9 protein-coding genes and 1 pseudogene are annotated in these 12,020 nt (G+C 65.1%); 5 read left to right on the forward strand and 5 right to left on the reverse strand.

The window, feature by feature from the left end; genetic code table 11:
• Positions 1-102: 102 nt before the first annotated feature.
• The gene (locus NTW26_09230) at positions 103-1,110 is read right to left on the reverse strand and encodes an NAD(P)-dependent glycerol-3-phosphate dehydrogenase (GenBank protein MCX7022436.1); all 1,008 of its coding nucleotides are present in this window, start codon (positions 1,108-1,110) and stop codon (positions 103-105) included.
• Between the two features lie 261 nt (positions 1,111-1,371).
• Here NTW26_09230 and NTW26_09235 point away from each other — a divergent pair, with 261 nt between their 5' ends.
• Together NTW26_09235 and NTW26_09240 are read left to right on the forward strand one after the other, a co-directional pair.
• Positions 1,372-1,593 (forward strand): type II toxin-antitoxin system HicB family antitoxin, encoded by a 222-nt coding sequence (locus NTW26_09235; protein ID MCX7022437.1) that lies wholly within the window; start codon positions 1,372-1,374, stop codon positions 1,591-1,593.
• Positions 1,590-1,776: pseudogene (locus tag NTW26_09240) on the forward strand (type II toxin-antitoxin system HicA family toxin). Before NTW26_09235 ends, NTW26_09240 begins: the two are co-directional and overlap by 4 nt.
• Positions 1,777-2,022: 246 nt before the next feature.
• Here the strand turns inward: NTW26_09240 and NTW26_09245 are convergent.
• Positions 2,023-2,538: an epoxyqueuosine reductase QueH gene (locus tag NTW26_09245; GenBank protein MCX7022438.1), complete on the reverse strand. Its 516-nt coding sequence runs from the start codon at positions 2,536-2,538 to the stop codon at positions 2,023-2,025.
• 89 nt (positions 2,539-2,627) lie between these two features.
• Here NTW26_09245 and NTW26_09250 point away from each other — a divergent pair, with 89 nt between their 5' ends.
• On the forward strand, positions 2,628-4,523 hold the full coding sequence (locus tag NTW26_09250) for an aspartyl protease family protein (protein ID MCX7022439.1): 1,896 nt from the start codon (positions 2,628-2,630) through the stop codon (positions 4,521-4,523).
• A 7-nt stretch (positions 4,524-4,530) separates the two neighbouring features.
• Entirely contained in the window at positions 4,531-6,120 is a 1,590-nt protein-coding gene (locus NTW26_09255; GenBank protein MCX7022440.1) for a retropepsin-like aspartic protease, read from the forward strand.
• Positions 6,121-6,257: 137 nt separating this feature from the next.
• Here NTW26_09255 and NTW26_09260 read toward each other — a convergent pair whose 3' ends face one another.
• From NTW26_09260 to NTW26_09270, 3 genes are all read right to left on the reverse strand, one after another.
• Entirely contained in the window at positions 6,258-6,875 is a 618-nt protein-coding gene (locus tag NTW26_09260) for an ImmA/IrrE family metallo-endopeptidase (GenBank protein MCX7022441.1), read from the reverse strand.
• Positions 6,872-7,237, reverse strand: coding sequence for a helix-turn-helix transcriptional regulator (locus NTW26_09265; GenBank protein ID MCX7022442.1), 366 nt, complete (start codon positions 7,235-7,237; stop codon positions 6,872-6,874). Before NTW26_09265 ends, NTW26_09260 begins: the two co-directional genes overlap by 4 nt.
• A gap of 124 nt (positions 7,238-7,361) precedes the next feature.
• The gene (locus NTW26_09270) at positions 7,362-10,013 is read right to left on the reverse strand and encodes a T9SS type A sorting domain-containing protein (protein MCX7022443.1); all 2,652 of its coding nucleotides are present in this window, start codon (positions 10,011-10,013) and stop codon (positions 7,362-7,364) included.
• A gap of 210 nt (positions 10,014-10,223) precedes the next feature.
• Between NTW26_09270 and NTW26_09275 the strand changes: the two genes are divergently transcribed.
• Positions 10,224-12,020: CHASE2 domain-containing protein (locus tag NTW26_09275; GenBank protein MCX7022444.1), on the forward strand; the 1,797-nt coding region annotated here is incomplete at its 3' end.

The following is a 12,020-nucleotide window of genomic DNA, read 5'->3' on the forward strand; positions in this document are numbered from 1 at the left end:
GGGAGCGGCGCGCCGCCGGGCTGGGGTGAGGGTTGAGGCGGGCATGGGACAAACGGCGGGGATTAAACTCCCCGCCCTACATTTTCTTGGGCACGGCGACCGCTACTCCGGCTTGAGCTCGCGGGTCATCAGGTCGCGGACGCAGTCGGCGGGGCTCTTCTCACCGTAGAGCATCCGGAAAACCTCGGCGGTGATGGGGAGCTCGATTTTGTGGCGCTCGGCGAGGGCCGTGGCGGCGACGGTGGTGGGCACCCCCTCGGCGACGTGGACCATCTCGGCCAGGATGTCCCGCAGGCTCTCCCCTCGCCCCAGGCGGTAGCCCACGCTATAGTTGCGGCTCTTGGGGCTGGAGCAGGAGAGGAGGAGGTCGCCCAGGCCGGAAAGGCCCTTGAAGGTCTTTCCCTTTGCGCCGGCGGCCTTTCCGAGTCGGGCTATCTCGACTAGGGCGCGGGTGATGAGCGCGGCGCGGATGTTGTCCCCCAGCCCCAGGGCGTCTATGGCCCCGGCGGCGATGGCGAAGATGTTCTTCATCGAACCGCCGATGTCGGCGCCGATGGGGTCGTTGGAGGTGTAAAGGCGGAGGCGGTCGGAGGAGAGCTTCTGCTGAATCCAGTTGGCGGCGGCCTTGGAGCGGCTGGCGATGACGGCGGCGGCGGGGAGTCCCTGGGCCACCTCCTCGGCGAAGTTCGGACCCGAAAGCACGCTGAGGCGCTTGTGGAACCGGTCGGGGAGCACCTCCTCGGCCAGCTCGGTCATCGTCTGGTGGCTGGTGCGCTCGATGCCCTTGGCGGCGTTGACGACGATGGCGCCCTTCCGGAGGTGCGGCTTGAATCGGGTGATGACGTCGCGGGCGAACTGGGTCGGCCCCATGGAGAAGACCGCCCCTGCGCCGCGCGCCGCCTCGGCTATGTCCTCGGTGATGGATACCGAATCGGGCAGCCGCGCGCCGGGGAGGTAGTCCACGTTCTCCCGGTGCAGCAAGAGCTTGGCGGCCAGGGCGGGGGTATGGGCCCAGAGGGTGACCGGGACGCCCGCGTAATCGAAGGCGATGGCCAGGGCGGTGCCCCAGCTACCGGCGCCCATGACGGCGATTTTATTCGGCAGCTTCATCTCCCCGTGGGAGCGGCGCGCCGACGGGTTGGGGTGAGGGGTAAAAGCGGTCCCCTCTCCCTTTTAGGGAGAGGGCTAGGGTGAGGGTCGGGGTAGGGAACGTAAAAGCGGCGGGGTTGGGAATCCCCGCCCTACACTAAAACGCATGTGCTGGATGGCAAACGGGCGGGTGTGGACGCCCGCCCCTTGTACCACTTCCCGCTTGCCTAATAAAAGAGCTATACTGTACTCGGATTTTGTACGGCAGAGAAAGGAGTTGAGATGAAAGTGCAGCTGACCGCCGTTTTCCAGAAAGTGCCGGAAGGCTACATAGCCTTCGTGGAAGAGATTCCCGGCGCGAACACCCAAGGCGCAACCCTCGAAGAAGCCAGGGAGAATCTTCTAGACGCGGTTCGGTTGTTGCTGGAATGCTACCGGGACGAAGCAGAAAAACGATTGGAGAATACCGAAGTTATACGGGAACCCTTGCAACTGACGGCATGAAACGCCAAGGACTGATCCAGCATTTAATCCGGTCCGGGTGCCGCCTGAAACGTGAGGGTAGTAAGCACAGCGTATTCATGAATGTTGCGACTGGAAAAATGTCCACGGTTCCCAGGCACTAGGGAGATCAGTGATAAATTAGCGAAGAAAATATGTAATGACCTGGGGATTCCAAGGCCGTGAACGAGAACCATGTAAAGACGACCGGCCCCGCGGCCGGTTTTTTACGTGCTGACGGTTGGGCGAAGAGGTGAAGTCGTCCCGCGGTCCCCTCCCCCCTCTGGGGGGAGGGATAGGGTGGGGGGTAAAACGGCGGGGATAGGAACCGAGCGCAGCGAGCTATGCCCCTGGCAAATCCCCGCCCTACATCATCGCAATTTACGAGGAACGGGCCGGTGTTAGGGTCGGACGGCGGCCTTTGGGGCCGCCCTACTCTTTGAGGCGGGCGTCGAGGCTGGGCCGGCAGCCGCAGTAGCGCTGTCGGTAGATGCCGAGCCGCCGGGCCCGGCTCTGGCCCCGGGCGAAGAGCGGCCGCCAGTCGCGGTAGAGGAACCGGGCCCCGGTCTCGGCGGCCACCTTTTCGGCGACGCTCTTTATCAAGTCGTGGCGCTGATAGCGGGAGAAGAGGAGGGTGGTGGTGAAGGCGGCGCCGGACTCGGCGGCGAGACGGGCCGTCGGAAGGAGGCGCAGGCGGTAGCAGTAGCCGCAGCGCTCGTCGGAGGGCTCGGCCGCGGGGGGCGAATAGTCCGGCGCGCCCAGGCGCACCAGGGAAAACCCCTCGACCCGGACGACGGTGCCCAGGGCGTCCAGGCGGCGGTCGTGCTCCCGAGTCGGCTCGATGTTCGGATTGATCCACACGCCGAGCACGTCGTGCCCCTCGCCGCGCAGTTCGCGGAGCGGCTCCAGGATGCAGACGCCGCAGCAGATGTGGATGAGAACGTCCATCGGGGCGAGTTTACCGCCGCGGGGCGCGCCTTGACAAGACCCCGGGGCGCCTTTAATCTAGCCGAAACGTCAACGCGGGAGTCTGACGGATGCGCCGGATCGTAACGCTGGTCTTTGTCCTCGTTCTCGTCATGGCCGCAAACGCCGGAGAGGCCGAGGACGCCCTTGCCCGGCACCGCGAATCCATCGGTGTGGACGCCCGCTGGGAATCGCTCGAAACCATCCGCTACTCGGGGACCATCGCCTCGGGCGGGATGGAGGGCGTGAGCGACATCCTGGTGGTCCTGCCGCCGGAGAAGCCCGCGGTGAACGCCGACGGGACCTGCGACGCCGGGGACTTCATCCGGGGGATTTACTACCGCAGCGAGGTCACCCTCGGGCCGCTCCACGAGCTGGTGCTCATCACTCCCGAGGGGGGCTGGATCGCCGCGTCCAACGGCGAGGTCCGGGAGCTGGCCGGCGTAGAGCTCGCGGACTATACCGCCTCCCTCGTCATGGACGCCCTCCTCTACTGCCACCCCGACCCGAGCCTTTTTTCCGTGACCTGGGCCGGCGTGGAGGAGGTGGACGGCGCGCCCTGCGACGTGCTGGACTACGGCCCCGTGGAGGGCGGGTTACCCTTCCACCCCCGGCGCTATTTCCTGGACTCCGGCGACGGCTCCCTGCGCCGCATCACCTCCGAGCTGGACGGAGTCGTCCACGTCACGACCTGCTCGGATATTCGCGATTTCTCCGGCCTCCGGTTGCCCAGCCGCTTCCACACCACCCTCACCGGGCTGCCCCTCGTCATTGACCAGACGCTGGAGGAGGTGGCCTTCAACGAGCCGGTGGACCCGACCCTCTTCCTCCCGCCGGTGGCGGAGCGCCTGGTGTTCCCGGAGGGTGTGGACCGGGTCCGGGTAGCCGTGGAGTTCACCGGCGACGCCATTTTCGTCCCGACCCTGGTGAACGGTGAGCCGGTGTGGATGATTCTGGACAGCGGGGCCACGATGAGCGCGCTTTCCACGCCGGTGGCCGAGGAACTGGGCATCGTCCCGGTCGGCACCGGGGCGGGGGTCGGGACCGGCGGCCTGGGCGAGGTCGGCATCCTCGAGGCCGAGAGCCTGACCATCGGCGGCCTGACCTTCGAGGAGCCGACCCTGGCGACGGCGGACCTCTCCGGGTTCGGCCGGCACTTCGGCCGGGAATGGGGCGGCATCCTGGGCTACGAGCTCTTCGCCCGGACCGTGGTCGAGATAGACTACGCCCAGTCCGCGCTCACCATCTACGACCCCGAAACCTACCGGCCGCCGGAGCCCGAGCCCGGCGTCACCGAGATTCTGCCGCTCCGGCTGGACGAGGGCATATCCGCGGTGGAGGCGGAGCTCGACGGCGTCCGGGGCTACTTCGCCCTCGACCTGGGGAACCTGAACTACACCACGGTGTACCGCCCGGCGGTGGAGGAGTACGGCCTCGAGGAGCGCTACCCGGACTGGCGGCCGCAGTTGGTGAGCGGATTCGGCGGGGCGAACTTCCACCGGCTGGTGAAGTCGGGCGAGCTGCGTCTGGGGTCGGTGAGCGTCCCCGAGCCGCTGGTGGTGCTGTCCGGCGAGACGGAAGGGGCGCTGGCCCGCACCCGGGAGATGGGGAACATCGGGCAGGACGTTTTTCGGCGCTTCCGGCGGGTGACGCTGGACTACCCCGACGGGCGGCTGATTCTCGAGGTGGGCCCCGACGGTCTCGGGGAAGGCGTTCCCACCAACCGCCTCGGCTTCACCGCGGCGGGGGGCGAGGTTATCGTCGTCTGGGAAAATTCCCCGGCGGAGCGGGCGGGGCTCCTCGCGGGCGACGTCATCCTGGCCCTCGACGGTGCGCCCTTAGTAATCTTCAGCGCCATTGATCTCATCGAGTGGTCCGCGGCCGAGCCGGGCACGGAGAGAACCCTGGCCGTCCTGCGCGACGGAGAAACGCTCGACATCCACCTGACGACCGAGGACCTCTGGTGATGAACCGATGACGCGAAAGAAGTTCCGACGGAAGGCCCTTTTATTCCCGCTCGTCCTGGCGGTCGCGTCGGCGTGGCTTTCGGGGTGCGAGGGAACCGGCGACGCCGGAGCCCGGTGGGACGTCCACCAGCGGCTCGTCCTGGGGCGGGGGGAGCTTCCCCGCGCCGGGAGCCTCATCTTCACCACGACCGCCCTGGGATACCTCACCGAGTCGGAGCTCCGGTACCGCCTCGCGGAGGACGGCACTCTGGGGGGTTTCCGCACCATCCCGCTCAGCGGCCCGGACCAGGGGCAGGTCGTCTGGACGCCGGACGGGGGATGGGAGAAGACCACGGGTGGCGCCGTCCGCCGTCTCTCCCCCCGCGAGAACGAGGAGGCGGCGATAAACGCCCTCTTCCTGAGCGGGGCTTACCTCGCGCTCACTCCCTCCTTCGGACCGGAGGGCGAGGTGATTCTGAACTGGTACGGGGCGCGGCTCAGGCTCACCCTGGAGCCCGACGGGCGCCTGTCCGGGACCGAGGTGTCCTACGACGAACGCATCTGGTACGCGGGTTTCGGCGAGCCGGACGACGGTGTGCCGCACCTCTCCCGCACCGTCTCCGTGAACCCCGCCGATTCCCCCGCCTACGAGCTCGACCGGGGGGCGTTCCGGGAGCTGGACCCCGGTGAGGTTGACCTGACCCCGCCCGAGCCCTCGGGCCTGGTCTATGACTATGACGCGGAGCGCACCATTCCTCTGCGCCTGGCGGGCGGCATGCTCCTGGCGCCGGTGACCGTGGGCGGCCTCGAGCTGGAGCTCGCGGTGGATTCCGGCGCGGCGATAAGCTACCTCCGGCCCGACGTCGCTGAAAAACTCGGGCTCGTTCCCGTCGGCGAGAGCCTGGTCGTCTCCCTGGGCAACGACGCCACGGGGCACGGCGTGGCCGTGGTGGACGGGCTCGTAATCGGGCCGGTGACCCTCGAGGGGCAGGCGGTGGTCATCGGAGAGCCGTCGCTTCTGTTGAGCCTCGTCGCCCCCTTCGACGGCCTCATCGGCTACGACCTTCTGGGACAGGTTCCGGCGCGGCTGGACGTGGAGTCCGGCACCCTGGAGCTCCTGCCGCCGGATGCGGAGCCCGCGGTCCCGCCGGGGGCGGTGGTGGTCCCGATACACCTGCCGGGGCGGCTGCCGCAGCTCCCGGGCGAGCTGGAGGGGGCGGGCGGCCTTTCCTTCATCCTGGATTCGGGGTCGCCCCTGGAGCTTCTGGTCCTGCCCCGCAGCTCGGGTTGGTTGATGGACCTCTCGGGGGCGCCGCCCGGGGATTACACATTCATGAGCCTGGCGGGGCTGGGTGGGATTATGGGGGCGCTGCTGCGGGAGGCGGATTACTACCTCGTCGGCGCTCGAGCGGCGGAGGGAGAGCGCCCCTCGTTCTGGCGGGTGGACGGCCCCCGGGTGACCTACGCCCTGGGCGAGGCCGGGGGGCCGCTGTCCTCCATGGACGCCGACGCGCTGCTGGGGCTGCCCTTTCTCGTTCGCTTCGCCGCCGTGACCTTCGATTACCCCCGGGAGCGGTTGATTCTGGAGCCGCGGGCGGAGGCGGGTCTGGCCGAATAGGCGGAGCTTGGGCGGACAGGGCAGTCGGCCATGTGATAAAGCGCCCTGACTCTAACGTAGGGGCGGACCTTCAGGTCCGCCCGTTTTTTAACAATGAGCTTACTTATCGAGTCGGTTTGGAAGTGAAGTGTTTCCCTCTACAACCTGGGAGGCCACAACCCTTCACGTTCAAGCCTGATTGCTATAACCATTGGGGAAACACCGAACTCGCCGCAAATTTTCTTGCTAGCCAGTTCTTTAAAGTATTCGATATTATCGGCGACAAGAGGTCGTTGATCTGACGGAATGGAACTTATTAACTTGTCTAATCTTTCTTTAAGTAAGTCTCTAGGCACTAACAAACGCCCTGCAAATTCATTGGCTTGAAACTCAAAACGTAAATACGCTTCATCTTGCTCTGCATCCAAGAATTCCAGATAATCATCTATCGTTTGCAGACTTAGCTCTTCAAGAATGCTCCGGTGAAGGACGAAGTGTCCTAATTCATGAGCGAAAGTGAAACGAAGACGGTTTTCGTTGCGGTCATCCATATACCTTTTCCAATTAACACATAACTCGTTTCTGTTTAAGATGATACAGCAATCGAAAATCTCGGGCATATCCGTTGTTGGTACAATGTGCATACCGGATTTTTCGCATATCAGATCACTGTCAATTGGTAAGCTCTCGTTCTCCCGGTATGTGGTTCGAATATGTTCAGCCCTCTCCCAAAGCTCTTCCTTTCTGATAAAGGGACAGATGATTTGAAAGCTCATTTATGTGCCTCCTTTATGCTTTCCAGCAGTTGAATTACCTCTTGTTTGGTGGGTTTTACGTTGTCAATGGTCCGGAAAAAGGCGGGGAGCAACCCGACGAGATCCTTATCCTGCATCACATACTCGGGAATCTCTCCCCGGTCAACATGAGCTAGATCAGAGAGTTCTTGCCATTTTGGTGAACCAACTTCTATCTGCAACAAACCTGCTACCCGCTCCAGGAATACCTCATCCTTGGGCGGCGGAAGAATCCCGCGTTCGACTTTGCTCCAGTTGCTGGGATCCAGTTCCAGCTTTTGGCAAAATCGGCGTAGACTCAGATCCAACGCCAATCTTTGTGCTTTTACATAGTCACCGAACATAGCTCCTCCATTACTATGCTGTTCAGTTTAAGTATCCGTGGTAGATTTTATACCACATTTAAATAAATTTCAAGAAAAAACGGAACCCGGTTTGGGTTCCGTTTAACTTCGAGGTGTCTTGCTGCTACCGGCTGATGACCAGGCGCTGGTTCAGGGTTTTGCCGTCGGTCACCAGGCGGACGATGTAGGCCCCCGAGGCGATTCCCGAGGCGTCCCAGGCAATCTCGTGCCGCCCGGCGGCGAGCTCGGTGTCCGTCAGCGTGGCCACGCGGCGCCCGGCGAGGTCGTACACCGCCAGAGAGGCGCGGCCGTCAACGGCGAGGCTGAAAGCGAAGGTCACCTCGCCCGAGGCGGGGTTCGGGAAGGGCGCGTTGAACTCGGTCGTCCGCGAGCCGGCCTCGGCGTCGTAGTGGAACTCGACCGGTCCGAAGAGGGACAGGGTCCCGTCGGTGTCGGTGGCCTTGAGGTAGTAGAGGTAGTCGCCGCCGGAGGTCACGTCCATGTCCAGGTAGCGGTAGTTGGAGCCGCCGCCGGGAATCGGCGTGGAGTTGAGCGAGATCAGCGGGTTGCGGTCGCCGGTCGCCAAGACCATGGAGTCAACCAGAACGCCGTCCTGGCGGTAAACGTCGAAACCGGCGGTGGTGTCGCCGTCGCCCAGTGTCCAGGACACCAGGGCGCCCGCGTCGGTGGACTCGACGGCGAAATTAACGAGCTCGATGCCCACATCGGGCGGCGAGACCTCGAAGTCGTCGAAGTAGAAGCCCTCGCGCTCGGTCGTCCCGTTGGAGTAGAAGTTGAAGCGGAACTGGCCGATGGTGCCGGCGTAATCGGTGAGGTCGAAGGTCTCCAGCATCCAGTCCTGCTGGGTGCCGTAGAAGACCTCCAGCTCGTCCCAGGCGCGGGTGTCGTCGCCGAACTCGAGCCTGCAGCCGTCGCCGGGAGCGATTTTGTAGAAGGCGTAGAAGTCGAGCTGCGGGGCGTCCAGGCCGACGAGAATCATCGGCGAGTAGATGTAGCAGTTCATGTGGGACTCGTAGTCCCCATCGTCCTCGCCGCCGCACTTCCAGGAGTTGACCGGCGTGTGGGAGCGGTAGTCCTCGATGTGCCAGAGGTCAACGTCACCCGAGTGGACCCAGTCGCCCTCGCCGCTCTCGATGTCGTCGTAGAAGCCGTACACGGAGCCCACGGTGACCGTGATGGGGAAGGTCTCGTGGATGTCGCCGTCCGCGGTGACGTCGCAGTTGAGGTAGAAGACGTAGGGGTCCTTGGCGAAGCTGGAAACGGTAATTTCGAAGGGGTTGGGACCCTCCGACTCCTGGTCAGGGTCGAGGCTGCCGTAGTCAATCTCGCCCACGGTGACTTCGATGTCCGCATCGTCGGAGGAGAGGATGGCGACCACGTTGGTGGCGATCTCGCCGCCTGTGTTCTTCAGGGTGACGGAGACGTCGGCGTTTTCGCCGGGAACCAGGAGCGCGTCGCCCTCGTCGCCCAACACCTCGTAGTAGGTCATGCGCAAGCGGGGTCCGAGCCCGGCGCCCCAGAGGCTGATATCGTCGCCGATGCCGGAGGCGTCGTAGTACTGCGGATGCTCGTCGGAGAAGTCCTCCGCCAAGGCGTAGATGTAGCCCTCGTGCGCGGTCACGGTGCCGTCGTCGTCGGCGTCGGCGTCGGACACCCCGCCGCCCATGTCAACGGGCCAGCCGGGGAACTCGCCGTTCACGCCCGCCGTCCAGAAGTACACGTAGGTGTCGTAGTAGTAGTAGGGCGGCATGGCCCAAGAGTACTCGTTGCCGTTGGAGGAAGTCGAAATCACCACGTTCTCGGTGCCCGTGGTCTGGATGTCGTCAATGAAGCCGCCGGAGAAGCACTGCTCCATGGTGATGATGCACTGGGAGAAGGAGATGGTGTCCAGTTCAGCGGCGAACTCGTCATCCTGCAGTTCTTCAAAGTTCCACAGATTGAGGTACACGTTGTCGCTGGCGCCGCCGCCGTGGTCGGTGGTGAAGATGAAGAGGCTGTCATTGGTGGTCACGGTCGCGGCCAGGTTGTCTAAGTACTGGAAGACGTAGGTCCGGGTGCAGGGGTCCTCGTAGTCCTGGTCGCCGTCACCGTCGAGGTCGGTGGGGGAGTTCGTGCCGTCGGAGCGGTCCACGGCCGGGTCGTCGCCGTCGGACATCAGGACGAAGATGTCGTTCTCGTCGTAGCCGTAGACGTTGATGAGCGTCCAGTACATGAAAGCCATGTCGTTCCAGTAGCGGATGTGGTTGTTGCCCTGACTGGCGCCGCCGCTCATGAGGAGCGCGTAGCGTACGCCGGCCCGGTCGCCGGGCTGGGGGATTATCGTGTCCAGGTACGCGCGGGCGGGCTGGACTTCCTCCAGGGTGGGGATGTGGTACTCGGCGTGATCCAGGCCGTCGTAGATGCGGCCGTCGGTGAGCTCGACCAGGTCGTCCTGGATGTACCTGGGGGGCGTGGAGACGTTCCAGGTGGTGATCCGTCCGTCTTCGGCGACGAAGAAGGCGCGCGCGGCGTGCTCCCAGTTGGCCGCCGGGTAATCGTCCACGAAGACGAAGTACCCCGGCTCGTCGGGGAGGGTTATCGAGTTGTGCCAGAACTCGATTTCGCCGCCGGTGAAGCTGTCGGGGTACACGTAGACCCGCTTGGCCTCGGTGTCGCCATTGAGAACGCGCTCGATGACCAACCCACCGGCTTCCTGCGGGGTCATGGCCGCCACGGCGCAGACGAGAAGGATCGAGATAAGGGCTATCTTTTTCATGTTCCTCCCATAAGGATTGGGTAATTGACCGGTGGGGTCACACCCGCGGGGCACACCTAAACCATGCGCGACCTTACACGGGTTTTCGTCGCGGGACTTCGCCATAGGTTAAGCTAGGAAAAAAAGAGGTCCGTGTCAAGGAAATACGTCACCGGCGCTATGCTACAATGGATTCGTTGGGTCTCTCCTGCGCCTTGAGGTCGGTCCGGGATGGAAAACAAGAAAGCGGCGAAGGACGACGTGGCCCGGGGGGGAAAAAAACGGTTCCTCTCGTGGGGGTTCACGGTGGGCCTTTTGGCCGGGGCCGTGGCCGCGACGTTCTCCGCCGCCGGCCTCCTGGACCGGCTCGAGGTGGGCGCCCGCGACCTGCAGTTCCAGCTGCGGGGGCCGGTGGAGCCCGATCCCGAAATCGCCCTCGTGACCATTGACCAGCGCTCGCTGACGGAGCTGGGGCGCTATCCCTGGCCCCGGGGCCTTTTGGCGCAGCTCGTCGAGCGGATTCACTCGGCGGACCCGGCCTGCCTGGCCCTGGACCTGGCCCTCCTGGAGCCGGACAACCCGGCCTCCGACGAGCGCCTGGCCGACGCCATCGGCATGGGCGTCACCGTTCTGCCGGTGTACCTTTCGCCGATTCCCGGTCAGCCGCTGAAATGGCTGGTCCCGGCGGCGCCCTTCGTCGCCAAGGCCCACTCGCTGGGTCACGTGGCGCTGGTTCCCGACCTGGACGGCGTTTACCGCACGCTGTACGCCTACCAGAGCTACGGCGGCCTATCGTACCCCGCCTTCTCCGCCGCCGCCGCCACCGCCTTCGGCGGGGGGAGGCTCGAACCGCTGTCCGCGCCCCTCGAGTCCGGGGTGAGCCAGGGCGAACGCTTGGACATCGCGTACCGGGGCCCCACGGGCACCTTCCCCACGTACAGCGCCGTGGCCGTCCTGCGCTCCGACGAAGCCCAGTTGAGGGAGTGGCTCCACGGTAAGCTGGTCTTCTTCGGCGCCTCGGCGGAGGGGCTGCACGACGCCGTCATCACCCCCTTCTCCCGGCTGGCGCCCATGCCGGCGGTGGAGGTGCACGCCAACGCGGCGGCGACGATTCTCGAGGGCGACGAGCCCACCGTCTGGCCGCGCTGGGTCCTCGTCGTCCTGTCCCTGTTCCTGGCGGCGGTCACCGGCGACCTCTTCGCCCGCTTCCGCCCAAAGGTCTCCATCATCGTCTTCTGTGCCTTCGCCGTCGGCTACCCCCTCGCGGCGTGGGGCGTCTTCGCCCTGGCGAACCACTTCGTCCCCGTCGTGCCCGGCCTTCTGGCGGGCTCGTTGGCGTTTTTGTTCACCAGCCTGGGCCGGCTCGTGTCGGTCAACCGGGCCCTGGACAAACGTCTCATGGACCTGGAGCTGATCGTCTCCGACCAGCTTTCCCGGGAGGAGCCGTTGACCGGCGCCGCGGAGGCGGCCACGAGCCTCACCTACACCCTGGGGCTCCACGGGCTTCTCCTGCGCGACACAGCGGGCAAGCTGCTCTTCCGGCAGGGCGAGGTCGGCAATCCCGATGATGAGCCGGAGCCGCCGCTGCGCGTGTACCGGGACAACTCCGCCGGGACCGAGCTCTGCCTCTTCTACTCGGGGACCCCGTCGGTGAACGAGGCGGCGCTGTTGACCTCGGGCGCGCGGCAGTTCAAGCGCATCTTCCGCCCCGCCGACGGGGACGTCGCCTGGCCCCTGGCCACCCTCACCCGGGAGCACACCCAGGCCAAGCTGGACATCCTGTCCCACCTGGAGGAGAACCTGGCCGCCAGCCGGCTCACGCTCCAGCACGTCCTGGACGCCGCCGCCGAGGTGATCCTTTTAACCAGCGTTTACGGGGTGGTCCGCCTGGCCAACACCGCGGCCCGGGAGCTTTTCGCCGGGGACGACGGGACCCGGGAGCCCAAGGAAATCGTGGGCCAGAGCATCTACTCCCTCATGCCGGGGCAGAACCTGCGCCAGTTCCTGGTGGATGCCGTGGACGGGGCC

The organism is bacterium, from assembly GCA_026398675.1.
Lineage (GTDB): Bacteria > RBG-13-66-14 > RBG-13-66-14 > RBG-13-66-14 > RBG-13-66-14 > RBG-13-66-14.

Excerpts from the sequence above, each read along its gene's own strand:
- NTW26_09230 (MCX7022436.1), bottom strand. The coding sequence starts at position 1,110 with ATGAAGCTGCCGAATAAAATCGCCGTCATGGGCGCCGGTAGCTGGGGC.
- NTW26_09235 (MCX7022437.1), top strand. The coding sequence starts at position 1,372 with ATGAAAGTGCAGCTGACCGCCGTTTTCCAGAAAGTGCCGGAAGGCTAC.
- NTW26_09245 (MCX7022438.1), bottom strand. The coding sequence starts at position 2,538 with ATGGACGTTCTCATCCACATCTGCTGCGGCGTCTGCATCCTGGAGCCG.
- NTW26_09250 (MCX7022439.1), top strand. The coding sequence starts at position 2,628 with ATGCGCCGGATCGTAACGCTGGTCTTTGTCCTCGTTCTCGTCATGGCC.
- NTW26_09255 (MCX7022440.1), top strand. The coding sequence starts at position 4,531 with ATGACGCGAAAGAAGTTCCGACGGAAGGCCCTTTTATTCCCGCTCGTC.
- NTW26_09260 (MCX7022441.1), bottom strand. The coding sequence starts at position 6,875 with ATGAGCTTTCAAATCATCTGTCCCTTTATCAGAAAGGAAGAGCTTTGG.
- NTW26_09265 (MCX7022442.1), bottom strand. The coding sequence starts at position 7,237 with ATGTTCGGTGACTATGTAAAAGCACAAAGATTGGCGTTGGATCTGAGT.
- NTW26_09270 (MCX7022443.1), bottom strand. The coding sequence starts at position 10,013 with ATGAAAAAGATAGCCCTTATCTCGATCCTTCTCGTCTGCGCCGTGGCG.